This is a genomic window from Mesorhizobium sp. J8 (assembly GCF_016591715.1).
GTDB lineage: Bacteria > Pseudomonadota > Alphaproteobacteria > Rhizobiales > Rhizobiaceae > Mesorhizobium.
Genome location: NZ_AP024109.1, coordinates 668,097 through 690,546 on the forward strand (window position 1 = coordinate 668,097; position 22,450 = coordinate 690,546).

Here is a 22,450-nt window from a genome sequence, read left to right on the forward strand (position 1 = left end):
TGAAGACAATCGGGATCAGCGAAAATCATCGGTGCAGGTCGAAATTCTTGTCGGCCGCAGATGGAGGCGGTTTGAATCTTGTCTCGGCGCCGGCCGTCAACGGCAGGCCTCCATTCTCGGGAGGAGGCTACTCGCTCTCGCCGTCCAGCGCCGGCACGGCGACGCCAGCAAGCTCGGCGGCCAGCAGCCGCGCGGCGCCCGCGCGGGCGATTCGCAGCATCAGCGCCTTGCGCGTCGCGGCCGCCATGCGGTGCTCAGGCGCATCGCGCAGGATCTCGGCGCCATAGCCGTCGGAGAGGATGAAGCCGCATTCCTCGGGAAAGATGTCAGCCGGAACGCCGGGATGGGTGGCGAAGAAGAAGCGGTCCGAATGCAGCCGGTAGTCCGGCCATTTGCGGTCGACCCTGAAATCCTCGATCGAGGATTTGATCTCGATGATCCAGATGTCGCCTTGCCTGGTCAGCGCGACGAGATCGGCGCGCCGGCCGGTGGCGAGCGACAGCTCCGGCAGCACATGCGCGCCCATTTCGCTGAGCAGCCGCTGCACGCCGCGCCGCACCAGCATGGCGCGCTCCGACTGGCGACCGTCGATCAACGGGTTAAGGGGAATCGGGGAAACGATTGGCATAGCAAACACCATGCCAGATTTTGTTCACGGTTTGAACCCGCAAACGAGCGGCGATTATCTGTTTGACAAACCCAACGTTTAATGTTACACAATAACAACGTCGCGATTAGATCGGCCCACCCTTCCACAAGGTGGGCCGTTCGCGTTTTGGGTGGGGTGAAATTTGCCGCTAAATTTTGCGATGAAAATTTCGATGGTCGCAAAATGTGGTGGTGCGGATCACAATTGCGAATTTGTCAACGATATTTTTTCGCAGAATCTTGTGAACCAAAGCGAATTAGTTTAGTTATATCTCCGGGCCTGGCCCACGAGATCGCCTTTGCGGTCGCCCAAAAGCCTCTGCGGAAACGCATGAGGCTTTTTGAGTATCTAGGGTTTGCGCTCGACGTTTTCAAAGCAGCTGTATTTCGACCCCAGCATTGGCCAATCCTCTTCTTTGAGGTGGCATTCGATCAGCTTCTTATCGTCCATAAGCCGTTTGTAAGTTCGGTTGCTCGCGTGGTAGCCGCCCATGCAAATCGGCCACAAAAACAGGTCCGCGAACTGCGCCATGGGAGACGATTTCTGTTTCGTCGCGAATTCGTAGAGGGTTTCCGTGAATTGCTCGGCCGTTAGTGGCGCGTATTTGCCGGAATTGTCCTTAGCGAAAGGCATGCCCTCTGCCTTCATGGTCTCATAATAGGCTTTGAGTAGCGCGTCCTCCGGCTTGTTGCAGCGTTCTGGGTGAACGCGCAAACGCAAGTCCATGCTTCGAGCAAACTTAGCAGCGCGCTCTACGACAACGCTAAACGCCGTCTTACAAAGCTGCCACGGCGCTTTCTGGTACATTTCCAGATAGCGCGCATTGTAGCCGGGACGATCAATCGTGCATGCGATACCTGTGACGGGCGCATCGCGCATCATCACATAAAGCTCTTCGTAAAACCGCTTTTTGTCGTCGTCGTTCAATCCTCGCAGCCATTCGAAATTCTCATTCTGCGAACGGATTTCAGATGAGTGCAGAGGCGCCTCGATTGGCCATCTCTCGGAAAAACTGCGGTGAAGTTCGCGTGCCGCTTCCTCTTCATCGCTTCGAATAAGCACGCCACCAAACGCAAACCAGTCATAGCCGTGTTCGGGTTTCTTCCCAGGATTGCGGGTAGGATGTCTGGTACCGGAATCGTCCAGATACAAATTCAACGTTACGGGCATGGGGGGTTATTTCGTTGCCTTTTGGCTTTTCCGGCGCACCAGATCTTTTATTTCATCGTTGGTCAGCTTCGGTGCGTGTGCAATCTTGTTAACGGCGGCCTCGAAGGCTTCCTCCGATTGGTCTGTTTTCAGTTCGCGGGCCGCTTCCTCAAATTTCTCTTTCTGGGTTTTCTTTGTTGGCATGGCGGCTCCCTAACTATTTGTTATCTACAGCTTTTGGCCGTCAATAGCATCTAACATGCTGAATCCCTTGACGAAAACCGGAAATAACCCCATATTTGAAGCCAACGGGAGTGCGATTTGAAATCGCACCCCCGCCGGCAAACGGGTCAAGAACTAATGACTGCTTGCCACACAGCTAACCTCCTTTCTTCGCCCAATCAGGCGACTTAAGGGGGATGAGTGGGCCAAAGAGATTAGAGCCGGAAAGCAAACTCTCTTTGGTCCGGCTAAGTGCGGAGAGAGGGGGATTCGAACCCCCGGAGGCCGTGGTGTTCTTGGAGGAACCGACCTCTCCTGATTTGGAGTCAGGCGCATTCAGCCGCTCTGCCATCTCTCCCGTAACAGGCCCGGACGGAATATCCGGGCCTGAACTTTTTACGAGGTACCAAACCAGCCCGCGCCTCCCCACGATTTGATCGTGGGCGAGGCGGCTTAGCTGAGGGCTAAGGCTGGTGCGCGTAAACTCGGTATCGAAACGCTCGTTGATTTTGGTGAGAATATCCAGGGCGACCAACCCGTCAGGGTAGTCGGACAAAACCTGAACAACGTAGTCCTTGATTGTCCCGCGACGGATGCCACCCTCCTTCCTGTGGTCTGCCGTTTGGACTCCGTTAACCATACCGATTGCCGCCGACGATTTTTCCACGTCAGCCAACTCGGCCTCCAGCGCCACCAGATAAGATTGCCGCTCCGCGATCTCAGCCCGAAGCGGCGTAATCTTATCCAGAAGCTCCCGATGCCGGGATTTCAGGTAATCGCGGAGTTCGTTTGTCATAGAACTCCATATAGTCGCGCTCGGAGTTTGTTTCAAGTCTCTGTAGTCAGACAGCAACAGATGTTGTTTAAACGCGACTCTGGTTAAGTCAGCTAGGCTGACCTATTTCTTTCGCTGCCGATACCGCCAGAGCGGTAGCTCTAGCTGAACCGGCTTGCGGTAGCGCTTGCGCTTATCGTCAAGCAGGTCTGCGATAGGTAAGGCGCTTACCCCTCACGCCATTCAGGGCGATGAAAGCGCGGGTACCGTCATCGACGCCAAGCGCAACGCGGTTCGAATACCGGAAGTCGAATTCGGCAAGGTAGCGGTGCAGATGGTGTTCGCTGCAATGCTGATAGATGCCCTTCATGCCGCGCTTGAAGATCGAAAAGAAGCCTTCGACGGTGTTGGTGTGGACGTTGCCGCGAACATATTCGTCCTTGGAATGCGTGACGAATTCATGCGAGGCGAAATCCTGGCTGGCGCGGCGATAGATACCGCTCTCGTCGGTCATCAACGCGCTTTCCTTGGCGATGTTGGCGCGGACGATAGGCATGACGTTACCCATGCGGGCGGTATCGACATGGAAGGAACGGGCCGTGCCGCCGCGCTCCACCAGCGTAACGACCGTGTTCTTGTGAGCGCTGCCGCCGCGCTTGACGGGAGAACCCTGCAAACGACCGATATAGGTTTCGTCGGCTTCGACAGTCTTGCCGCCGCCGCCCATCGGGGAAAGCTCGCCAGAGGCCATAGCAAGGCGAATGCGATGGCAGAGGAACCAAGCGGCCTCATAAGTGCATTCGAGTATGCGGTGCATCTGGTGGGCGCTGATACCCTTCTTAGAGGCGCACATAAGGTGGATGGCCTGTAGCCACTTGGTGAGCGGCAGATGGCTTTCCTCGAAGATCGTGCCCATACGCACGGTGAACTGCGAACGGCAGGCGCGGCACTTGTACAGGCCGTGACGCTCGACGCCGTTCGGGTTCTTCTTGGAGGGCTTGGTGCGAACGCCCTTCAAAGCGTAGTGGCGATCTACACTACCGCACTTGGGGCAAACGGGGCCGTTCGGCCACAGTATGGATTCGACATGCTCGAAAGCCTTGGCTTCGTCATGGAATTCGGGGCGGGACAAAACGGACATTGCGGTAACTCCTTGGAATCGTTATCGCAGTTCCATTTGGGTTTGTCAACCGGATAATCACCAAACGAGCGGGCGATTATGGGTTTCGATCACCGAGGTGTGCGGGGAACGGCATGTGCTTGTGGAGGAGAGCGGCAACCAAAGCGCCCATGCGTTCGACATCGAGCAATTCGCCGTCGTCTACGCCGAAAGCCAAAAGGTACGGCTTGGTCTCAACATGGTAACGCGCGCCTAGACAGTTCAAAAAAATGGCTCGCCTCTTCCGAACAACGAGCCATTAGAAGGCGAGCTTAAACAGAAGCCGCCCACTATGCCCGCAAGTGCGGCATTACCTTGGAAGAGGCTACCAAGATCATCCGAGAAGCAAGCGGGCCGAAGCTATTCCTCCCAAGAACCATCTTGGCCTCTCGAACGAGTGAAGCCCACTCCCGACCCAGGAAGCGGATAAGCTCCACAGCCTGTACCTCGCTTACGCCGGTCTCCCTGACAAGCCTTGCAACAAGTCCGTCCTGCGCCGTCGCCAGTCCGTGGCGGCGGGAACCTGCCGTGATCCGATGGCTGGACAAGGGCCGGTTAGGCGCGGGTAACCTGGGGACGAGCCGGTCCCGCTCCAGCGCAGTCACAGTGCCGGCTTGTGAGTTCACGACCTGGCGTTGCCCAGCCCCAAACGGGGGAACATTGCTTGACCTCCCACGTTGTGCAGCGCGGCGCATCCGTAGGACTGGAACACTGCTTATCGTGCCGCCGTTGGGGATGACCTGACAGCCCGCCCGTGACATCCATCTCGGGCGGGCCAGCTTTAAGGCGATCCGGCCCCAAAGCCAGCAAATGAACTCCAGCCCGATTCACTCCTGATCTGGCTAGCAAGCGAGTGCGGATTCCTGATGGCTCGTGGAATACGAGGGATGCGGAGATCCTTACCGTGAGTCGCCCGCCCGAAACTCATCCGCCAGAAGCCTGGCCAAATGGTCGCGGCTCAGGCTCAATGTCTCTTTCAGGAACCACAGGAAGTTGCTCGGGCCTTCCGTCGGCAGGCCGTTTTCTTCCGCCTGAGTGATGACCGCGCGCTGGCGCGCGATCCGCTCTTCGATCTCGCGGATGTGCTGCTCGACCCGCTCGATGTCTTCTTGGAGACCCATGGCCGGCAATCCGTGCGTGCGCGATCGTCAAGATAGCACCAAACCGGAAATGCGTGGAAGCGGGATGCTTGGCCGTGGCGCGGAGGAGATCAGGTCTTGCTAATCGTATCCCTCGGCAGCAATCTCGCCGTGAGAGGATTTCCCCATGACCCGCGATCAGATGCTTGCCCACCTCCGGTCCGCCGACGCCGTCGCGCGCGAGGCGGCGGCGCATGGGCATCATCCGTTCGGCTGCGTGCTGGTCGGGCCGGACGATCGCGTTTTGATGCGGCAGGGCAATCTCGACACGGTGCGCCATGCCGAGACCGAGCTCGCCCGCCGCGCCGCGGCCGCCTATGAGCCGGAGTTCCTGTGGCAGTGCACGCTGGTCACGACCTTCGAACCATGCGCGATGTGCGCCGGCACGATGTACTGGGCCAATATCGGCCGCCTGGTCTACGGGGTCGAGGAAACCAGCCTCCTGGCGCTCACAGGGGATCACGAGGAGAATCCGACGATGAACCTCGCCTCGCGCACCGTCTTCGCTTCCGGCCAGAAGAAGATCGAGGTCTTCGGCCCCTTTCCCGAAATCGCCGACGAACTGCTCGCTCCGCACCGCGATTTCTGGAAGCGCTGACGCGGTCTCAGAAGCGGGCGCTTCCCGGCTCGTTGAACCGGTAGACGAGCGAAAACGAGAGCGTCTGCACTTTCGGCTTGAAGGCAATGGCACTGTCCGGGGCGCCGGTGGCGTCGACATACATGCCGGCGCTTCTGCGGCCGTAGTCGGCGAAGCGGTATTCGGCCTTCATGGACCAGCCTGGCGAAGAGATGCCCGTGAAGTCGAGCGTGTTCTCGACGCCACCGCCCACGAACCACCCGTCATAATGTTGTCCGGCAACACTCAACGGCACGAGCGGCGTCGGATCGAGGCCGGATCCGGTGAATTCGGCGCGGCTGTAGCCGCCATTGGCATAGACCAGCACGTCCGGGGTAACCAGCACACCTAGACGGAGGCCCGCGGCAAGGTTGAGCCTGTCGTTCGTGGTGCCGGAATACTGCTCGAAAGGCGCCCTGATCGTGCCCTTGATGTCGCCGAACTGAACGTCCGCAAAGGCACCGGCCACCCAGGAAGGGGCGAATTGCCAGTCGAAGCCGCCGCCCACCGTGACGAAGCCGCCGCTGGCGCTGGTGCCCACGGACGGTCCAGGCGCGGGAAAACCCCCGAAATCCGTATACTGATCAGCGTTCCACCAGCCATACCCGCCGCCGGCCGAAAGATAGAACCCGCTCCAGTCCCGGGCCGGTGCTTGTCCCACAGCGTTCATGTCGGCGGCCGACACCGTCGATGGCAACATGCTTGCGATCACCACACCGGCCGCACACAAGAGTCTCATGCAAAAGTCCTCGAAGTTTTGATCTGGCATATTCAGCCATGGCCGATTTCGCCGCTCCCGTCTTGGACCGACGGGCTCCGGCATTGGATGGGCGGGTGTCATGTGAAAACGATTCGCAATGTGGCGCCGCTGCAACGGGCGACGATCCAAATGATCGCGTCTTGGACCAGATGGCCCTGGGCTTGGACTGGCGGGCCTGCTTGCTTCTTTTTGCTGATCCGCGCCGTGACGGCCGTGCTAGGTTGAACACGAGCAATCAGAATTCCGCCTATGCAGAAGATCGATTTTTCGTCCGCCAGCCTGCCGGCGCATCTGAGCGACAGGGATCGCTTTCGCCTCTGGCGCGACATGTGGGTGGAGCAGCTTGGCGACGCCGAGATCAGGCATGCCGAGGACAAGCGTTTCGCGACGGCGACGAAGATGCGCTTCCTCGGCGACCTTCGCGTCGGCCAGTTCGAGACCACGACCGAATACTATGTGCGCACGCGCCGGCATGTCGCCAACGACCGCGATGATATCTTCGTCGGATTCTACCGCAGCCCCAAGCCGCAGATATGGTCGGTCGCCGATTGCGATCTGTCGCTGCTGCGCGGCAACGGCATCGCCTACAACGTCGCCCAGCCCTGCCGCAGTTTCACGGACGGCGTCACGTCATGGGTCCTGGCCTCCATCCCCCGCGCCGCCTTGCTGAGACAGGTGCCGCATGCCGACGATCGTCCCGTGACGCGGCTCGACCCGGCAAGTCCCGCCGTGCGCCATCTGGAGCGCACGATCGACTTCCTGCTTGGATCCGAGGAGGTGGATGCGGAGCCGGCGCTTTCGCGCCAGGCGGGAACGGCATTGGCCGACCTGATCGTGCTGGCGCTCGGGGCCAAGGGCGATGCCGCGGAAATCGCGATCGGCCGCGGGTTGCGCGCGGCGCGCCTGCGCGAAGCCATGGCGGTGATCGAGGCGCGCTTCACCGAACCGGCGCTGTCGACCGAGATGGTCGCTCGTGCGGTCGGGCTTTCGCGTCGATATCTCAACACGCTTCTGCTCGAGAGCGGCAGCACCTTTGCCGAGCGCGTGCTGGAGCTCCGGCTGCGGAAGGCATGCGCCATGCTGTCTGACATCCGCCACGACGCCACGAAGGTGAGCGACATCGCGCTCGCTGCGGGCTTCAACGACGTGTCTTATTTCAACCGCCGGTTCCGGGCCCGCTTCGGCGCTTCACCCACGCAATATCGCGGCGGCTAGGGCAATTCCAGGAAAAGTGTGAGCGGTTTTCCGTCTGGAATTGCGTAAAAACAAAGAGATAGAGCGGTTCGCCGTTTCCGTGAACGGTGAAACGCTCTGGTTTCTGTCAGGCGGATAGCTGGTCCGCCGCGCCCGCCATATCGTCCAGGATCGGACAGTCCGGCCGGTCGTCGCCATGGCAGGCGTGGATCAGCTTCTGCAGCGTCGAACGCATCGACTGCAATTCGCGCACCTTCTCCTCGATCGCCCTGACATGGGCGGCGGCGATCTCGCGCACGTCGTGGCTGGCGCGGCCGCGGTCCTGATAGAGCGCCATAAGCTGCCTGCAATCGTCGATTGAGAAGCCGAGATTGCGGGCGCGGCGCAGGAAGGCCAGCCGGTGGATGTCCTCGCCGGAATAATCGCGATAGCCGTTCTCGGCCCGCGCCGGACGAATCAGGCCGATCTCCTCATAGTAGCGGATGGTCTTGGCCGGCAGGCCGGAACGCTCGGCGGCATCACCGACATTCATGGCGCTCTCCTTGACTCCAGACGGCTCCATAAGCCGCCTCATTGATTTTGCTTCACAATCCTGTGAGGCCTGTTGCGGAAATGCCGCAGTTCGGCACTTACCGGCGCGTAAGGTCTTGCATATAGGCAGTGCGCGCTTGGCAAGCAAAAGAAATGCCAGCATGAATGATGGCAACAAAGCGGCCGACTCGTGCCGCTGCCATAGACACGGGGCGTCGGACCTATTCATGCGCTTGAAGTCATTTGCAATCCTCGCCGCGCTTGCGCTGTCGACCGCGATCAGCGGGTGCAGCACCATCGGCGGGCAAATGTTCACCAACAACTATGGCGCGATGAGCGATGCCGGCTATCAGCTGCCGCGCATCCCGATCGAGAAGGTTCCGGCTCGCTACCACCGCCAGGAAGTGCGCTACGACACTTCGGAGAAGCCGGGCACCATCATCGTCGATACGCAGAACAAGTTCCTCTACTTCATCGAGGGCGACGGCATGGCGATGCGCTACGGCATCGGCGTCGGCCGCGAGGGTTTTGAATGGCACGGCACCGCCCATATCGCGTTGAAGCGCGAATGGCCGACCTGGACGCCGCCGGCGCCGATGATCAAGCGCCAGCCCGAGCTCGCCAAGTACGCCGGCGGCATGGAGCCGGGCCTTAAGAACCCGCTTGGCGCGCGCGCCATGTATCTCTTCAACAAGGGCGGCGACATGGGCTACCGCCTGCATGGCAGCCCGGAATGGTTCTCGATCGGCAAGGCGATGTCGTCGGGCTGCATCCGCCTGATGAACCAGGATATTATCGACCTCTACGACCGCACGTCGGTCGGCGCCAAGGTCATCGTGATGTAGGGACCATGATCCCGAAAAGCGGGAACCGGTTTTCGGAAAAGATCGTGGTCAACTGAAAAGTTTCGTAAGCGGACCGTCTAGGCAACAACAAGACGTCCTGAAAACAGAAAACCGGGCTGTTGGGGCCCGGTTTTTTGTTTGGATCAGAACTCGCTCCGCCGCACGCGGCCGGCGTGGATACTCAGGCGACTTGCTCGACCTGCTGCACCTCCGGCACGAAGTGTCGAAGCAGGTTCTGGATGCCGTGCTTCAGCGTCGCCGTCGACGACGGGCAGCCGGCGCAGGCACCTTTCATATGCAGGAACACCGTGCCGTTCTCGAAACCGCGGAAGGTGATGTCGCCGCCGTCCTGCGCGACCGCCGGGCGCACGCGCGTGTCGAGCAGTTCCTTGATGGTCAGCACCAGTTCCTCGTCCGCTTTGTCGTAGAACTCGCCGGTTCCACCGGCTTCACTCGCCGGAGCGGCCGAGGCCATGACCGGCGCGCCGGACATGAAATGCTCCATGATGGCGCCGAGGATCGCCGGCTTCAGATGCTGCCAGTCCGGGCCGTCCTTGGTCACGGTGATGAAATCATAGCCGAAGAAAACCCCGGTGACGCCCGGGATCTCGAACAGACGGCCAGCCAGCGGCGAGGCCTCCGCCGCGGCTTCGGCGCTGCGGAAATCGGCTGTTCCTTCGCGCAGCACTTCCTTGCCCGGCAGGAATTTCAGCGTCGCCGGGTTCGGCGTCGATTCGGTCTGGATGAACATGGGTATCTCCAGGCCCTTCACGGGCCGATAGTTTGGAATAATTCTAAATAGGCTCTATTGGCTGGACATTCAAGCGAAACGCGTCGCTGGAAACGGCTGGCTGGCGGAATGTTTTTTCGGCCCCTCATCCAATTGAGATGTGTTGAGATTCAGGTCAGGCCGAGTCAAGAACGGTGGTTTCGAGAACCGGAGCGGAGCGTACCTAAGGTGGTGAGCACCGGAAGCACGGGAAACCGCCGCTAGCAGGCCGACCTCACCTCAACATCAGCACATCTCAGGCCAGGCTGTCGATCTCTTCGTCGGACAGGTTCTGCGGCACGACGGTCACCGGAATCGGAAAGGCCGCTCCCCGGCCCGCTACGGCGCTGACCAGCGGTCCCGGACCTTCCTTGCCGGCGCCGGCGGCCAGCACCAGGATGGCGATGTCCTGGTCTTCCTCGATCAGCTTGTGGATCTCTTCGGGCGGCTTGCCCTCGCGCACCACCAGCTCCGGCTCGATGCCGACGCTTTGGCGCACCTTGTTGGCGTAGCCGTCGAGTGCTCCGCGCGCGGTCGCGTTCGCTTCCTCGCGCATGATCTTTTCCACGCCCAGCCAGTGCTGGAAATCGTCCGGCTCGATCACATAGAGCAGCACCAGCACGCCGCCGGTGTGCTGCGCCCGCTTCGAGGCATAGGCGACGGCGCGCTCGCATTCCGGCGTGTCGTCGATGATCGCCAGGAATTTGCGGCGATGGCCGGCTTCGCGGCTGAGGCGTTTGGAGACCATGTCTATCTGCTCGGTATGGTTTCAGCCGCAATCTGCCACCGCCACGGACCGGCGGCAAGCCGCCGGCCGGCATGGCGATGGTTCAGCAAGACGGCTCGATCAGTCCTGCAGCAGGCCGATGATATCGCGAACCGTCTTCATCGTGCCCTCGGCGATCGCGCGAGCCCGGTCGCCGCCATCCTTGAGCACGGCATCGACATAGGCGCGGTCGCCCTCGATGCGGCGCATCTCCGAAGCGATCGGCGCCAGCTTCTCCACGGCAAGGTCTGCAAGCGCCGGCTTGAACACGGAGAACTGCTGGCCGCCATATTGCTTCAGCACGTCTTCCTTCGAGATTTCCGCGAGACCGGCATAGATGCCGACGAGGTTTTCCGCCTCGGGCCGGCTTTCCAGCCCGTCGATCTCGCTCGGCAAGGCCTCCGGATCGGTCTTGGCCTTGCGGATCTTCTTCGAGATGGTGTCGGCGTCATCCGTCAGGTTGATGCGCGACAGGTCCGACGGATCCGACTTCGACATTTTCTTCGAGCCGTCGCGCAGGCTCATGATGCGGGCCGCCGGGCCGCCGATCACCGGTTCGGTTATCGGGAAATAGCCGTTCACGGTCTCCTCGCCGACTTGCATCTCGACGCCGACGCCGAGCGCCGCGATCTTCTCGGAGAAATCGTTGTTGAATTTCTGCGCGATATCGCGGGTCAGCTCCAGATGCTGCTTCTGGTCCTCGCCCACCGGCACATGCGTTGCGCGGTAGAGCAGGATATCGGCGGCCATCAGGCTCGGATAGGCGAGCAGGCCGAGCGAGGCGTTCTCGCGATCCTTGCCGGCTTTGTCCTTGAACTGCGTCATGCGGTACATCCAGCCGATGCGCGCCACGCAGTTGAAGATCCAGGCAAGCTCGGCATGCTGGATGACCCGTGACTGGTTGAAGACGATGTGCTTCTTCGGGTCGATGCCGGAGGCGAGGAACGCCGCGGTGATCGAGCGCGTCTGGTCGCCCAGATCCTGATGGACGAGCTGCGCCGTCAGCGAATGCAGGTCGACGACGCAATAGATGCAGTCGGACTGTTCCTGGAGGGCGACGAATTTCTTGATGGCGCCGAGATAATTGCCGAGATGCAGGTTGCCGGTCGGCTGGACGCCCGAAAAGACGAGTGGCTTGAAGGCGGACATGAGTTCCTCATGGCTTGTGGAGGGCCGTTTCGCGCGCGGCGAAAGTCTTTCGACGGCGCGCTTATGAACGAAGGTGGCTGCGGGATCAAGAGCTTGGAATTGAGCCAATCGTGGCAAGCTCACAGTTGACACCTGCGTGTAAGAACTACACATTGTTGGCTACATGTAGGAATGTAGCCTTGGCCATCAACATCAACAACAAGGAAGCCGACAGGCTGACACGGGCCTTCGCTAAAGTCGAAGGGGTCGGCCTCACCGAGGCGATCGTGATTGCGATGCGAGAGGCACTGGAGCGTCGTCGCAATCATGAAACGCCCTTGGAAACGGCGGCGCGGCTGCGGGCTGAATTTGGGATCAAACTCAGCGAGCAAGCGCGCAAGCCGTTGCCGCGTTCGGTCTACGATGAATTGTCTGGCGGCGACTGATGTTTGTCGACGCAGCAGCCATCGTCGCGATGCTAAGCAATGAGGTCGAAGCCGAGCGCTGCGCACGAGCGGTCACGGAAGCGTCGGCACCGTTCACTTCCGCCATCGCCATGTGGGAGGCAGCGATGGCGCTGGCGCGGCCGGAAAAGCTGGCCATACCGGTCGTCAGAAGTGCGGAGATTGTAAACCGCTTTCTTGAAGAGCGGGCAATTGCGCTGCGCGAGCTTCCGCCTGCGGTCGAGGCAGCGACGCTATCTATCGAGGCCGCGTCACGGTTTCGCAGCAACGCCATGCGCCTGAACATGGCGGATTGTTTCCACTACGCTTGCGCGCGCCACTACGCGGTTCCGATGCTCTCCACGGCCGACGAATTCAGGCTCACGGATCTGGAGACTGTTCCCTGACAGGCGGAGTCTTCGCCGAGCCTCGCTTCACATTCCTGCGGATCATGCCGAAATCGGCGCCGCCGGTGCCGAAGGCGGCGATGAAATAGAGCGCCGCACCTCCGCCGACCAGCGCGAACAGCGTCGTCGCCTTCACCACCAGGGGCGAGCCGGGCCCGACCCTTGTGGCGAAGTAGTGCTCGGCGAAGTAAAGCGCGGTCGCCATGATCACCGCCGACAGCACCAGCCGCGGAATGCGCTTCAGAAGCGGTATGTCGCGGCCCCAATGGCCGCGCCGGATCAGCATGCCGAGCAGCATCAGCGCGTTGACCCAGCCGGCGACGGCCGAGGCGACCGCGATGCCCGGCGCGCCCATCGACGGGAACAGGGTCAGCGCCGTGGCGACGTTCACGCCAACCGAGATGGCCGCGAAGATCATCGGCGTGCGCGTGTCCTCGCGCGCGAAATAGCCGGGCGTGAAGGCCTTGATCAGCACGAAGGCCGGCAGGCCGAGGCCGAAGATCGCCAGGATCGAGGCGACGACCGGCGTCGAGTGGTTGGCGGCAAACGCCCCGCGCTCATAGACCAGCCGCACGATCGGCTCCGACATCACCCAGAGCGCCGCCGCCGCCGGCAAGGTCATGAACAGGGTGAACTCGACCGAGCGGTTCTGCAGATTGGCGGCCTCGATGAGGTTGCCCGATTTCAGCGCCCGCGACAGTTCCGGCAACAGCACGATGGCGACGGCCACGCCGACGACGCCGAGCGGCAGCTGATAGATGCGGTCGGCATAGGCGAGTGACGAAACCGCGCTGTTCTGCCCCGAGGCGATCGCCGTGCCGATCAGCTGATTGATCTGGGTGATGCCGCCGGTGATCGCCGCCGGCAGCGCCAGGATCAGCAGCCGCTTGACGTTCGGCGTCATCTTCGGCCGGCGGAAACCGATCGAGATGCCGGCGTGGCGCACCGCCACCCAGACGATGGCGAGTTGCACGATGCCCGCCGCCAGCACGCCCCAGGAGAGCCCGAAGCCGACATCATGCGCGTCGAGCCCATGGTACCAGGCGTAGGCGAGCACGCTGATCAGGATGATGTTGAGGAAGGCGGGCGCGATCGCCGCCGCGAAATAGCGGCGCAGCGAGTTCAGCATGCCTGCCATCATGGCGCCGAGCGACATGCAGATCAGGTAGGGGAACATGATCGTGGCGAGCGTGACAGTCGTCTCGAACTTGCCCGGAATGTCGGCGAAGCCCGGCGCCACGAGGTAGCGCACGATGAGCGGCATCGCGACTTCCATCGCGACGGTCAGCGCCAAAAGCGCCGAAAACAGCACGCCGAACACTTCCTCCGAGAAGCGCTTGGCGCCTTCATTGCCATGCTGCTCGATCTCCTTGGCGAAGAGCGGCACGAAAGCGGCGTTGAAGGCGCCTTCGGCGAACAGCCGGCGGAAGGTGTTGGGGAACTGGAAGGCGGCGTTGAAGGCGTCGGCGACCGGCCCGGTGCCGAGGGCAGCCGCCATCAGCATCTCGCGGCCGAAACCCAGCGCGCGGCTCATCAGCGTGCCGGACGCGACGGTGGCGAATTTCTTGACGAGGCTCATGCTGGGAACGACTGCCAGAAAAATTGCGTCAATTGGATGGTCACTCGGCCGCCGCCTTGGCCTTGCCGGTGCGTTCCGGCGAATTGCCTTCCAGCGTATCGATCAGCCGCTTGTGGATGGCGGCGGTGCGCGTCGGGCTGTCGATCTTCTGGCCGGTCAGGTCGGTGACATAGAAGGTGTCGATGACCTTCTCGCCGAAGGTGGTGATATGCGCCGAGGCGATGTCGAGCGACAGGTCGGAGAGCGTGCCGGTGATCTCGGAGAGCAGGCCCGGCCGGTCCAGCCCCTCGACCTCGATCACCGAGAAGCGGTTGGAGAGCGTGTTGCGGATCTCGGCGCGCGGCGGGATGCGGAACGCCTTGGCGCCGCGCTTCGGCTTGGTGCGCTTCTCGATCATCTCAGGCAGCCAGCTCTTGCCGGAAAGCACGTCCTCGATCAGCCGGCCGACCCGCTCGGCGCGGCGCCGCTCGTCCTCGTCGAGGTCGAACTCCCGGGAGATCAGGATGGTGTCCAGCGCGCGTCCGTCGGATGTGGTGAAGATTTGCGCGTCGACGATGTTGCCGCCGGCCGCGGCGCAGGCTCCGGCGATGATCGACAGCAGGCGCGGATGGTCCGGCGCCAGCACGGTGATCTCGGTCACCGCCTCGAACTCATGCGTCTTGACCATGGTGGCGAGCTTCTTTCCCGCCGCGTCGGCCTCGCGGATGAATTCGGCATGGCGGAGCTGGTCCGGCAGGTCGACGGTCAGCAGATAGTTTTCGTAGTGCTGGGCGACATAGCGCTTGCGCTCCTTGGCCGGCCAGGCGCCAAGTGCCTCCGCCAGCCGCTCGCGCGCCGCGGCCGCACGCTCGGCGCGCGTGACCTCCGAAAAGCCGCCGGTAAGCAGCAGTTCGGTCTCGAAATAGAGCGTGCGCAGCAATTGCCCCTTCCAGCCGTTCCAGACACCGGGCCCGACGCCGCGGATGTCGCAGACGGTGAGGATCAAAAGCAGCTTCAGCCGTTCCACCGACTGCACGATCGAGGCGAAATCCTCGATCGTCTTACGGTCGTTGAGGTCGCGCGTCTGCGCCGTCATCGACATGACGAGATGGTTCTCGACCAGCCAGGCGACCGTCTCGGTGTCGGCGGCAGATAGTCCCATATGCGGGCAGATGCGCCGCGCAATGCGGGCGCCGGCCTCGGAATGATCCTCCGGCCTGCCCTTGGCGATGTCGTGCAGCAGCACGGCGACATAGAGCGCCTCGCGGCTCTTCTTCAGGCCCGGCATCAGCGAATGCGACAGCGGATGCACCTTGGCGCCGTCGCCGCGCTCGATCTCGGCCAGCACGCCGATGCAGCGGATCAGATGCTCGTCCACCGTGTAGTGGTGATACATCGAGAACTGCATCATGGCGACGATCTTGCCGAAGTCGGGGATCAGCCTGCCGAGCAGCCCGGCCTCGTTCATGCGCCGCAGGTTGAGTTCGGCGTTGCGGTCCGACGTCAATATGTCGAGGAACAGCCGGTTGGCCTCCTCGTCGCGCCGGAGCGACTTGTTGACGAGACCCAGCGAGCGGGTGAGCAGCTTCAGTGCGTCGGGATGGAACTCCAGCCCGTGCTTGTCGGCGAACCAGAAGAGCCTCAGCAGATTGACCGGGTCGCGCTCGAACACGCTGTCGTCGGCGATATTGATGCGGTGGTTGTCGACGATGAAGTCGGAGGTGCCGGCAAGCTTGCGCTTGCGCCGCTGGAAGGTGAGGAAGATGCGATTGAAGCCCGGCACATGCTTGGCCTGCTCTTCCTCGAGCGCCGCGCAGAAGATGCGGGTAAGATCGCCGACATCCTTGGCTACGAGGAAATAATGCTTCATGAAGCGCTCGACCGCCGACAGGCCGGGATGCGTGGTGTAGCCGAGCCGTTCGGCGATCTCGCGCTGGATGTCGAAGTGCAGCCGCTCTTCCGCCTTGCCGGTGAGGAAATGCATGTGGCAGCGCACGGCCCACAAAAAGTCCTCGGCCTTCTGGAATTCGCGGTATTCGGCGTCGGTGAAGACGCCCTTCTCGACGAGTTCCTCGCCAGTGCGCACGCGATAGAAGTATTTGCCGATCCAGAACAGCGTCTGCAGGTCGCGCAACCCGCCCTTGCCGTCCTTGACGTTGGGCTCGACCAGATAGCGGCTTTCGCCGGCCTTGGCATGGCGCTCGTCGCGCTCGGCGAGCTTCGCCTGCACATATTCCGGCCCGGTCGTGCGCACCACCTCATGGTCGAAGCGGGTCAGCAGCTCGTCATAGAGCTTGCGTTCGCCCCACAGGAAACGTGCCTCGAGGATCGAGGTGCGGATGGTGATGTCGCTGCGTGAGAGCCTGAGGCATTCCTCGATGTTGCGGGTGGCATGGCCGACCTTCAGCCCCATGTCCCACAGCATGTAGAGCATGTATTCGACGATCTGCTCGCCCCACGGCGTCTGCTTGTAGGGCAAGAGGAAAAGCAGGTCGATGTCGGAGCCCGGCGCCAGCGTGCCGCGACCGTAGCCGCCGACGGCCACGACCGCCATGCGCTCGGCCACGGACCGGTTCTTGACCCGGTAGACGTGGGTGGCGGCGAAATCATAGAGCGCCCGGATCAGTTCATCCATCAGATGCGAGAGCCGTTCGGCGCAGGCATTGCCGCCGCCATCCTGCTTGAGCATAGCCTCGGCGATCCTGCGGCCCTCCGCCAGCCTGCCTTTGAGCAATTGGAGGACGGCGGTGCGAACCGCCGGTCCCGAACCATCGCCGGCGCTTGTCGCCGTCAGCGCGGTCAGGTCGCGGCGCAAGGCTTCGCCATCGATGATTTCTTCGAGTTTCAGGGAGATCTTTGCCATTCGGCGGCGTCTATAGCCTGTTTTCGCGGCGCTGTGTATGGGGGGCGGGCGGTCGCGATTTGCCGTCGCGCGGAGGCGTGATCCGCAATCGCCCCGGTCGATTTTCGCAAAAGTCGAAACCGGCCCTTGACCTTCCAGTTACTGGAAGGACTACCTCCGCCTCAATTCGAGAATTCCGAGGTATTGCGATGACCCATTCCGACCATCACCACCATCATGCGCATGGCGCCTGCTGCTCCGTGAAGAGCACCGCACCCGTCGCCGAGGCGGTGATCCGCGATCCTGTCTGCGGCATGACGGTCGATCCGGCGGCTGGCAAGCCGACGGCCGAGCATGGCGGCCGGACGTTCCATTTCTGTAGCGAGCGCTGCCGCGCGAAATTCCAGGCGGAGCCCGAGAGCTACCTGACGGCCACCGATCCCGTCTGCGGCATGAGCGTCGATCGGGCGAGCGCGAAGCACTTCCTGCGTCATGAAGGGCAGGGCTTCTATTTCTGCTCCGCCGGTTGCAAGGGTAAGTTCGAGGCGGAGCCGGCAAAATATCTTGCCGGCCGCCCCGAGCCGCAGCCGATGCCGAAGGGCACGCAATACACTTGCCCCATGCACCCCGAGATCATCCGCGACAGGCCCGGTTCCTGCCCGATCTGCGGCATGGCGCTGGAGCCGATGGGCGTGCCGACCGGCGATGAAGGCCCTAACCCGGAACTCGTCGATTTCACGCGCCGGTTCTGGGTCAGCGCGGTGCTTTCCGTGCCGCTTCTGATCGTCGCCATGGCGCCAATGCTGGGCCTCAGCTTCGAAAGCCTCATCGACGGTCGCACGAAGACCTGGGCGGAACTGGCGCTGTCGAGCCCTGTGGCGTTGTGGGCGGCGTTTCCGTTCTTCCATCGTGGCTGGGAGTCGATCCTCAACCGCAGCCCGAATATGTGGACGCTGATTTCGCTGGGCGTCGGCGCGGCCTATCTCTACAGCGTGGTCGCCGCCCTGTTCCCGGGCATCTTCCCGCATCAGTTCCGCGGGCACGACGGCACTGTCCCGGTCTATTTCGAGGCCGCCGCCGTCATCGTCGCGCTGGTCTTCCTCGGCCAGGTGCTGGAATTGCGCGCCCGCGAGCGCACCGGCTCGGCCATCCGCGCCCTGCTCGACCTTGCGCCGAAGACGGCGCGGCTGATCGGCGCCGACGGCTCCGAGAAGGACGTGCCGCTCGATCATGTCAAGACCGGAGATCGGCTTCGCATCCGCCCCGGCGACGCGGTGCCGGTCGACGGCATCGTGCTGGAGGGCCGCTCGGCGATCGACGAATCCATGATCACGGGCGAGCCGCTGCCAGTCGAGAAGACTGAGGGCGACAATCTTACCGGGGGCACGCTGAACAAGAACGGCTCGCTGGTCATGCGCGCCGAGAAGGTCGGCGCGGAAACCACGCTGTCGCGCATCGTCGAGCTGGTCGCCAAGGCGCAGCGTTCGCGCGCCCCGATCCAGGGCCTGGCCGACCGCGTGTCCTTCTATTTCGTCCCGGCCGTCGTGCTGGTCGCGGTCGTCGCCTTCATCGCCTGGGCGCTCCTCGGTCCTTCGCCCAGCCTGATCTTCGCCATCGTCTCGGCGGTGTCGGTGCTGATCATCGCCTGCCCCTGCGCGCTTGGCCTTGCCACGCCGATGTCGATCATGACGGCGACCGGGCGCGGCGCGCATGCCGGCGTGCTGATCAAGGAAGCGGCGGCGCTCGAACGCTTCGCCGCCGTCGACACGCTGATCGTCGACAAGACCGGCACGCTGACCGAGGGCAAGCCCCGGTTGACCGATGTCGTTGCTGCCGAGGGTATCGAGGAAAACGAATTGCTGGGCCTCGCCGCCGCGCTCGAAAAGGGTTCGGAGCATCCGCTGGCCGAGGCGATCGTCGAGGGCGCCGCCGCGCGCGGCCTGAAGCTGGCCGATGCCGCCGATTTCGAAGCCGTCACCGGCAAGGGCGTTTCGGGCACGGTGTCGGGCCGGAAGGTGGCGCTCGGCAATGCGGCCATGATGGCGGATCTCGGCGTCGGAACGTCGGCGGCCAATGCCGAGGCGCTGCAGGCCGACGGCAAGACGGCCATGTTCGTGGCTGTCGACGGCGGCTTCGCCGGCATCGTCGCCGTCGCCGATCCGGTGAAGGCAACGACCACCGAGGCGATCAGGGCGCTGCATGACAAGGGCCTGAAGATCATCATGGCCACCGGCGACAATGAGCGCACGGCAAAAGCCATCGCCGGCAGGCTCGGCATCGACGATATCCGCGCCGGCCTGCTGCCGGACGGCAAGAGCGCGCTGGTGGAAGAGTTGCGCGGCAAGGGCGCTGTCGTCGCCATGGCCGGCGACGGCGTCAACGACGCGCCGGCGCTGGCCGCAGCCGATGTCGGCATCGCCATGGGCACCGGCGCCGATGTCGCGGTCGAAAGCGCCGGCATCACGCTGGTCAAGGGCGACTTGTACGGCATCGTCAGGGCGCGCACGCTTGCCCAGGCGACGATCCGCAACATTCGCCAGAACCTGTTCTTCGCCTTCCTCTACAACGTGCTCGGCGTTCCGGTCGCCGCCGGCGTGCTCTATCCGCTCACCGGCACGTTGCTGTCGCCGATGATCGCCGCGGCGGCGATGAGCCTCTCATCGGTCTCGGTGATCGGCAACGCGTTGCGGCTGAGGACGTTGAAACTCTGAGCAAAACCCCCAGATACGAAATCCAACAAAGGAGACCTGAATGACCCTGGCCAAGAAAATCGTGCTGCTTTTGATGGCGGCGGGAATGCTGCTTGCCGTCTTCCTCGAAAGCGTGCCGGCCTCGTCCGAGGAGATGAAGCACGACATGTCCAAGATGGCGATGGGCGCCCGGAGCCCGGCCACTGCGGGCTACGAGGCGGCGATGAAGAAGATGCACAAGGACATGATGATCAAATACACCGGCAATGCCGATGTCGACTTCGTCCGCGGCATGATCCCGCATCACCAGGGCGCCATCGACATGGCCAAGGTGGTGATCGCCAACGGCAAGGACCCCGAAATCCGCAAGCTCGCCGAAGGCGTGGTCAAGGCGCAGGAGGCCGAGATCGAGGAAATGAAGGACTGGCTCGCCAAGCACCCGGTAAAGTAGCCACTCCGGGAAATCCAGGCGGCCAGGCGGCTTTGGCCTGGATTTCCGACTTTGGCTGTGCTGCGATCCGGCCTCGCGCGGAGAAAGCCATGCCGTCAACAGTCAGAACCCTCAAGCTGCCGTCCGGCGAAGCCGTTCCGGTGCTGGGCCAAGGCACCTGGAAGATGGGTGAGGACCGCCGCCGCCGCGCCGAAGAGGTGGCGGCGCTGAAGCATGGGCTCGACCTTGGCATCACGCTGATCGACACGGCCGAGATGTATGCCAGCGGCGGCGCCGAGGAAGTGGTGGCGGAGGCGATCGCCGGGCGCCGCGACGAGACCTTCCTGGTCTCCAAGGTGCTGCCCTCCAACGCTTCGCGCGCCGGCGTGAAACGCGCCTGCGAGAGCAGCCTGAAGCGGCTTTCCACCGATCGCATCGATCTCTATCTCTTGCATTGGCCGGGCAGCGTGCCGCTGTCCGAAACCGTTGAAGCCTTCGAGGCCCTGAAGGCTGAAGGCAAGATTCGCCACTGGGGCGTCAGCAATTTCGATACCCACGAGATGGAGGACCTTGTCGGTCTGTCGTCCGGCGGCAATGTCCAGACCAATCAGGTTCTCTACAACCTGTCGCGGCGCGGCCCCGAATTCGACCTCGCCCCGTGGTGCGCGGAGCGCGGCATCCCGCTGATGGCCTATTCGCCGGTGGAGCAGGGCGCGCTGGCCCGCAATGCCAGGCTCGAGACCGTAGCCTCGCGCCACAACGCCACCGCCGCGCAGATCGCGCTCGCCTGGGTGATGGCGCAACCGGGCGTCATCGCCATCCCCAAGGCCAGCCGGCAGGAGCATGTCCGCCAGAATGCAGCCGCGCTCGACGTCAAGCTGACGCCTGAGGATTTCGCCGATCTCGACCGCGCCTTCCCGCCGCCCACGCGCAAGCGCGGCCTGGAGATGATCTAGCCGAAAACGTCGATCCGGATTGTAACTGGATAGAGAGCAGGCATGGAACGAATTTCAGCCGGACCCCATCACACGGCCTACAAAATCGGCGACTTGACCGTCACCTCGCTGCGCGATGGTTATGTCGACATGCCGGTCCGGCGGCTGCATAAGCCGGGAGGCGAGCCATTCGGCAACGATCTGCCGTCGCAGGTGCCACTCTTCGACCGCGCGCTCAGATTGTCGGTCAATGCCTTCGCCATCGATGACGGCCAAGACATCACGCTCATCGATACGGGATCCGCGAACGCCTGGCACCCGACGATGGGCTTTCTGCCGCAGGCGTTGGACGAGGCGAGGATCGCCGTCGAACGGATCCGCACGGTTGCATTCACCCACACGCATCTCGACCATATCCACGGGCTTGTCCTTGCCGATGGTCGCGACGGTTTCCCGCGGCTCTCCCGCCTGTTTGTCCCTCGAGCCGAGCTCGACATGTTCCGATCGGTAGCGAGGTTGAGCCGCTTCCGCGCAGAACCGTTGGACCCTGGGCAGCGCCTGAGCGCGAATATCGAGGCGATCGCGGCGCCGGGCCACGAAATCGGTCACACATGCTTTCGAGTCACGAGCGGCGGCGAAACATTGTTGGTCTGGGGCGACCTCGTGCATGTGCCGTCGCTTCAGTTCGAGCGGCCGGAGGTCGCATGGGAGTTCGACGCCGACCAGGAACAGGCGCGGGCGACCCGGTTGCGCATCTTGGCCCTTGCCGCCGACAACGCCTGGTGCGTTGCCGGAGCGCATCTCGATTCACCGGGTGTCGGCCGGGTTTCGCGAGGCGAAACAGGCTTCCGCTTCCAGCCGCTGTAGCGGCTGGCCCTACGTCTTGGCCAGCAGCCTTATCCGCAGTCGCCGCAATGCCCTTGAAAACACGTCAAGGTCGTTGGCCGCGCGGGCCAGCGTGAGCGCGCCCTGGATGGCCGCGACGGCTTCCTCGGCCAATTCGCCGGCCTCGACCGGTGGGTGCCCGGATCGCTCCAGCGCACCGGCAAGATGCACGACCCAGCGGCCGAAATAGCTTCCGATCTGGCCCGCGAAGAGATCGCGCGATTCATCGAGCGCAAAGGCGCCGATCAGGCAAACCCGCCGCCCCGAGCGGAAATAGCTGTCCGTCGCCGCGAGCATCTGTTCGATCCCGGCCAGCGGATCGGCGCCGTCGCGCAGGGTCGCAAACACATTGTCCTCGAACCAGCCGTCGATATGAGCAATGACGGCTCGCGCCATCTCCTCCTTGCCGCCGGGAAAGAAGTGGTAGAGGCTTCCCTTGCCGAGTCCCGTCGCTTCGCCGATCAGGGCAAGGCTGGCGCCCTCATAGCCGTGCTCGCGGAAGACTTCGGCAATGATCCCCAGCAACTGGTCGCGATCCGGAGCGATGCGTCGCATGCT

22 protein-coding genes and 1 tRNA gene are annotated in these 22,450 nt (G+C 62.8%); 9 read left to right on the top strand and 14 right to left on the bottom strand.

Going from position 1 to position 22,450, the window contains the following annotated elements:
- Window positions 1–127 precede the first annotated feature (127 nt).
- The 6 genes from MJ8_RS03195 to MJ8_RS03220 form a co-directional block, all read right to left on the bottom strand.
- Window positions 128–628, bottom strand: coding sequence for an MmcB family DNA repair protein (locus MJ8_RS03195; RefSeq protein ID WP_201413052.1), 501 nt, complete (start codon window positions 626–628; stop codon window positions 128–130).
- 369 nt (window positions 629–997) lie between these two features.
- Window positions 998–1,819, bottom strand: a complete 822-nt coding sequence (locus tag MJ8_RS03200; protein WP_201413053.1) for a DUF3800 domain-containing protein — start codon at window positions 1,817–1,819, stop codon at window positions 998–1,000.
- A 6-nt stretch (window positions 1,820–1,825) separates the two neighbouring features.
- Window positions 1,826–2,002: a hypothetical protein gene (locus MJ8_RS03205; protein WP_201413054.1), complete on the bottom strand. Its 177-nt coding sequence runs from the start codon at window positions 2,000–2,002 to the stop codon at window positions 1,826–1,828.
- A 273-nt stretch (window positions 2,003–2,275) separates the two neighbouring features.
- A tRNA-Trp gene (locus MJ8_RS03210) sits at window positions 2,276–2,378 on the bottom strand.
- A 616-nt stretch (window positions 2,379–2,994) separates the two neighbouring features.
- Window positions 2,995–3,936, bottom strand: a complete 942-nt coding sequence (locus MJ8_RS03215) for an IS1595 family transposase (protein WP_201413055.1) — start codon at window positions 3,934–3,936, stop codon at window positions 2,995–2,997.
- A gap of 917 nt (window positions 3,937–4,853) precedes the next feature.
- Window positions 4,854–5,075 (bottom strand): hypothetical protein, encoded by a 222-nt coding sequence (locus MJ8_RS03220; RefSeq protein WP_201413056.1) that lies wholly within the window; start codon window positions 5,073–5,075, stop codon window positions 4,854–4,856.
- Window positions 5,076–5,220: 145 nt separating this feature from the next.
- On the opposite strand from MJ8_RS03220, the gene MJ8_RS03225 reads away from it, so the two are divergent.
- Entirely contained in the window at window positions 5,221–5,691 is a 471-nt protein-coding gene (locus tag MJ8_RS03225) for a nucleoside deaminase (protein ID WP_201413057.1), read from the top strand.
- A 7-nt stretch (window positions 5,692–5,698) separates the two neighbouring features.
- Here the strand turns inward: MJ8_RS03225 and MJ8_RS03230 are convergent, their stop codons facing one another.
- A complete protein-coding gene (locus tag MJ8_RS03230) occupies window positions 5,699–6,448 on the bottom strand; it encodes an outer membrane protein (RefSeq protein ID WP_201413058.1) in 750 nt (249 codons plus the stop codon).
- 270 nt (window positions 6,449–6,718) lie between these two features.
- On the opposite strand from MJ8_RS03230, the gene MJ8_RS03235 reads away from it, so the two are divergent.
- On the top strand, window positions 6,719–7,684 hold the full coding sequence (locus MJ8_RS03235; RefSeq protein WP_201413059.1) for a helix-turn-helix domain-containing protein: 966 nt from the start codon (window positions 6,719–6,721) through the stop codon (window positions 7,682–7,684).
- Between the two features lie 106 nt (window positions 7,685–7,790).
- Here MJ8_RS03235 and cueR read toward each other — a convergent pair whose 3' ends face one another.
- Window positions 7,791–8,195 carry a Cu(I)-responsive transcriptional regulator gene (gene cueR, locus MJ8_RS03240; RefSeq protein ID WP_201413060.1) on the bottom strand — a complete coding sequence of 135 codons (405 nt, stop codon included), beginning with the start codon at window positions 8,193–8,195 and terminating at the stop codon, window positions 7,791–7,793.
- A gap of 226 nt (window positions 8,196–8,421) precedes the next feature.
- Here cueR and MJ8_RS03245 point away from each other — a divergent pair, with 226 nt between their 5' ends.
- Window positions 8,422–9,039 (top strand): L,D-transpeptidase, encoded by a 618-nt coding sequence (locus MJ8_RS03245; protein ID WP_201413061.1) that lies wholly within the window; start codon window positions 8,422–8,424, stop codon window positions 9,037–9,039.
- Between the two features lie 181 nt (window positions 9,040–9,220).
- Here the strand turns inward: MJ8_RS03245 and MJ8_RS03250 are convergent, their stop codons facing one another.
- The 3 genes from MJ8_RS03250 to trpS all read right to left on the bottom strand — a co-directional run bounded on the left by MJ8_RS03250 (window position 9,221) and on the right by trpS (window position 11,723).
- Window positions 9,221–9,790, bottom strand: a complete 570-nt coding sequence (locus MJ8_RS03250) for a NifU family protein (protein WP_201413062.1) — start codon at window positions 9,788–9,790, stop codon at window positions 9,221–9,223.
- 274 nt (window positions 9,791–10,064) lie between these two features.
- Complete coding sequence (locus tag MJ8_RS03255; RefSeq protein WP_201413063.1) at window positions 10,065–10,556, bottom strand: universal stress protein; 492 nt, start codon at window positions 10,554–10,556, stop codon at window positions 10,065–10,067.
- 99 nt (window positions 10,557–10,655) lie between these two features.
- Window positions 10,656–11,723, bottom strand: coding sequence for a tryptophan--tRNA ligase (gene trpS / locus MJ8_RS03260; RefSeq protein ID WP_201413064.1), 1,068 nt, complete (start codon window positions 11,721–11,723; stop codon window positions 10,656–10,658).
- Window positions 11,724–11,902: 179 nt separating this feature from the next.
- Here trpS and MJ8_RS03265 point away from each other — a divergent pair, with 179 nt between their 5' ends.
- A complete protein-coding gene (locus MJ8_RS03265; RefSeq protein ID WP_201413065.1) occupies window positions 11,903–12,148 on the top strand; it encodes a type II toxin-antitoxin system VapB family antitoxin in 246 nt (81 codons plus the stop codon).
- Window positions 12,148–12,552 carry a type II toxin-antitoxin system VapC family toxin gene (locus MJ8_RS03270; protein ID WP_201413066.1) on the top strand — a complete coding sequence of 135 codons (405 nt, stop codon included), beginning with the start codon at window positions 12,148–12,150 and terminating at the stop codon, window positions 12,550–12,552. Before MJ8_RS03265 ends, MJ8_RS03270 begins: the two co-directional genes overlap by 1 nt.
- Here MJ8_RS03270 and murJ read toward each other — a convergent pair.
- Window positions 12,527–14,131, bottom strand: coding sequence for a murein biosynthesis integral membrane protein MurJ (gene murJ, locus MJ8_RS03275; protein ID WP_201413067.1), 1,605 nt, complete (start codon window positions 14,129–14,131; stop codon window positions 12,527–12,529). The genes MJ8_RS03270 and murJ overlap by 26 nt on opposite strands.
- Window positions 14,132–14,171: 40 nt before the next feature.
- The gene (locus tag MJ8_RS03280; RefSeq protein ID WP_201413068.1) at window positions 14,172–16,973 is read right to left on the bottom strand and encodes a [protein-PII] uridylyltransferase; all 2,802 of its coding nucleotides are present in this window, start codon (window positions 16,971–16,973) and stop codon (window positions 14,172–14,174) included.
- A gap of 188 nt (window positions 16,974–17,161) precedes the next feature.
- Here MJ8_RS03280 and MJ8_RS03285 point away from each other — a divergent pair, with 188 nt between their 5' ends.
- The 4 genes from MJ8_RS03285 to MJ8_RS03300 all read left to right on the top strand — a co-directional run bounded on the left by MJ8_RS03285 (window position 17,162) and on the right by MJ8_RS03300 (window position 21,874).
- Entirely contained in the window at window positions 17,162–19,663 is a 2,502-nt protein-coding gene (locus tag MJ8_RS03285) for a heavy metal translocating P-type ATPase (RefSeq protein WP_201413069.1), read from the top strand.
- Window positions 19,664–19,703: 40 nt separating this feature from the next.
- Window positions 19,704–20,093 (top strand): DUF305 domain-containing protein, encoded by a 390-nt coding sequence (locus tag MJ8_RS03290; RefSeq protein ID WP_201413070.1) that lies wholly within the window; start codon window positions 19,704–19,706, stop codon window positions 20,091–20,093.
- 89 nt (window positions 20,094–20,182) lie between these two features.
- Window positions 20,183–21,028: an aldo/keto reductase gene (locus MJ8_RS03295; RefSeq protein WP_201413071.1), complete on the top strand. Its 846-nt coding sequence runs from the start codon at window positions 20,183–20,185 to the stop codon at window positions 21,026–21,028.
- 42 nt (window positions 21,029–21,070) lie between these two features.
- Window positions 21,071–21,874: an MBL fold metallo-hydrolase gene (locus MJ8_RS03300; protein WP_201413072.1), complete on the top strand. Its 804-nt coding sequence runs from the start codon at window positions 21,071–21,073 to the stop codon at window positions 21,872–21,874.
- A gap of 9 nt (window positions 21,875–21,883) precedes the next feature.
- Here the strand turns inward: MJ8_RS03300 and MJ8_RS03305 are convergent, their stop codons facing one another.
- Window positions 21,884–22,447, bottom strand: coding sequence for a TetR/AcrR family transcriptional regulator (locus tag MJ8_RS03305; RefSeq protein WP_201413073.1), 564 nt, complete (start codon window positions 22,445–22,447; stop codon window positions 21,884–21,886).
- Window positions 22,448–22,450 lie beyond the last annotated feature (3 nt).

Coding starts and splice junctions, on each gene's coding strand:
- MJ8_RS03195 (WP_201413052.1), bottom strand. CDS start 628: ATGCCAATCGTTTCCCCGATTCCCCTTAACCCGTTGATCGACGGTCGC.
- MJ8_RS03200 (WP_201413053.1), bottom strand. CDS start 1,819: ATGCCCGTAACGTTGAATTTGTATCTGGACGATTCCGGTACCAGACAT.
- MJ8_RS03205 (WP_201413054.1), bottom strand. CDS start 2,002: ATGCCAACAAAGAAAACCCAGAAAGAGAAATTTGAGGAAGCGGCCCGC.
- MJ8_RS03215 (WP_201413055.1), bottom strand. CDS start 3,936: ATGTCCGTTTTGTCCCGCCCCGAATTCCATGACGAAGCCAAGGCTTTC.
- MJ8_RS03220 (WP_201413056.1), bottom strand. CDS start 5,075: ATGGGTCTCCAAGAAGACATCGAGCGGGTCGAGCAGCACATCCGCGAG.
- MJ8_RS03225 (WP_201413057.1), top strand. CDS start 5,221: ATGACCCGCGATCAGATGCTTGCCCACCTCCGGTCCGCCGACGCCGTC.
- MJ8_RS03230 (WP_201413058.1), bottom strand. CDS start 6,448: ATGAGACTCTTGTGTGCGGCCGGTGTGGTGATCGCAAGCATGTTGCCA.
- MJ8_RS03235 (WP_201413059.1), top strand. CDS start 6,719: ATGCAGAAGATCGATTTTTCGTCCGCCAGCCTGCCGGCGCATCTGAGC.
- cueR (WP_201413060.1), bottom strand. CDS start 8,195: ATGAATGTCGGTGATGCCGCCGAGCGTTCCGGCCTGCCGGCCAAGACC.
- MJ8_RS03245 (WP_201413061.1), top strand. CDS start 8,422: ATGCGCTTGAAGTCATTTGCAATCCTCGCCGCGCTTGCGCTGTCGACC.
- MJ8_RS03250 (WP_201413062.1), bottom strand. CDS start 9,790: ATGTTCATCCAGACCGAATCGACGCCGAACCCGGCGACGCTGAAATTC.
- MJ8_RS03255 (WP_201413063.1), bottom strand. CDS start 10,556: ATGGTCTCCAAACGCCTCAGCCGCGAAGCCGGCCATCGCCGCAAATTC.
- trpS (WP_201413064.1), bottom strand. CDS start 11,723: ATGTCCGCCTTCAAGCCACTCGTCTTTTCGGGCGTCCAGCCGACCGGC.
- MJ8_RS03270 (WP_201413066.1), top strand. CDS start 12,148: ATGTTTGTCGACGCAGCAGCCATCGTCGCGATGCTAAGCAATGAGGTC.
- murJ (WP_201413067.1), bottom strand. CDS start 14,131: ATGAGCCTCGTCAAGAAATTCGCCACCGTCGCGTCCGGCACGCTGATG.
- MJ8_RS03280 (WP_201413068.1), bottom strand. CDS start 16,973: ATGGCAAAGATCTCCCTGAAACTCGAAGAAATCATCGATGGCGAAGCC.
- MJ8_RS03285 (WP_201413069.1), top strand. CDS start 17,162: ATGACCCATTCCGACCATCACCACCATCATGCGCATGGCGCCTGCTGC.
- MJ8_RS03290 (WP_201413070.1), top strand. CDS start 19,704: ATGACCCTGGCCAAGAAAATCGTGCTGCTTTTGATGGCGGCGGGAATG.
- MJ8_RS03295 (WP_201413071.1), top strand. CDS start 20,183: ATGCCGTCAACAGTCAGAACCCTCAAGCTGCCGTCCGGCGAAGCCGTT.
- MJ8_RS03300 (WP_201413072.1), top strand. CDS start 21,071: ATGGAACGAATTTCAGCCGGACCCCATCACACGGCCTACAAAATCGGC.
- MJ8_RS03305 (WP_201413073.1), bottom strand. CDS start 22,447: ATGCGACGCATCGCTCCGGATCGCGACCAGTTGCTGGGGATCATTGCC.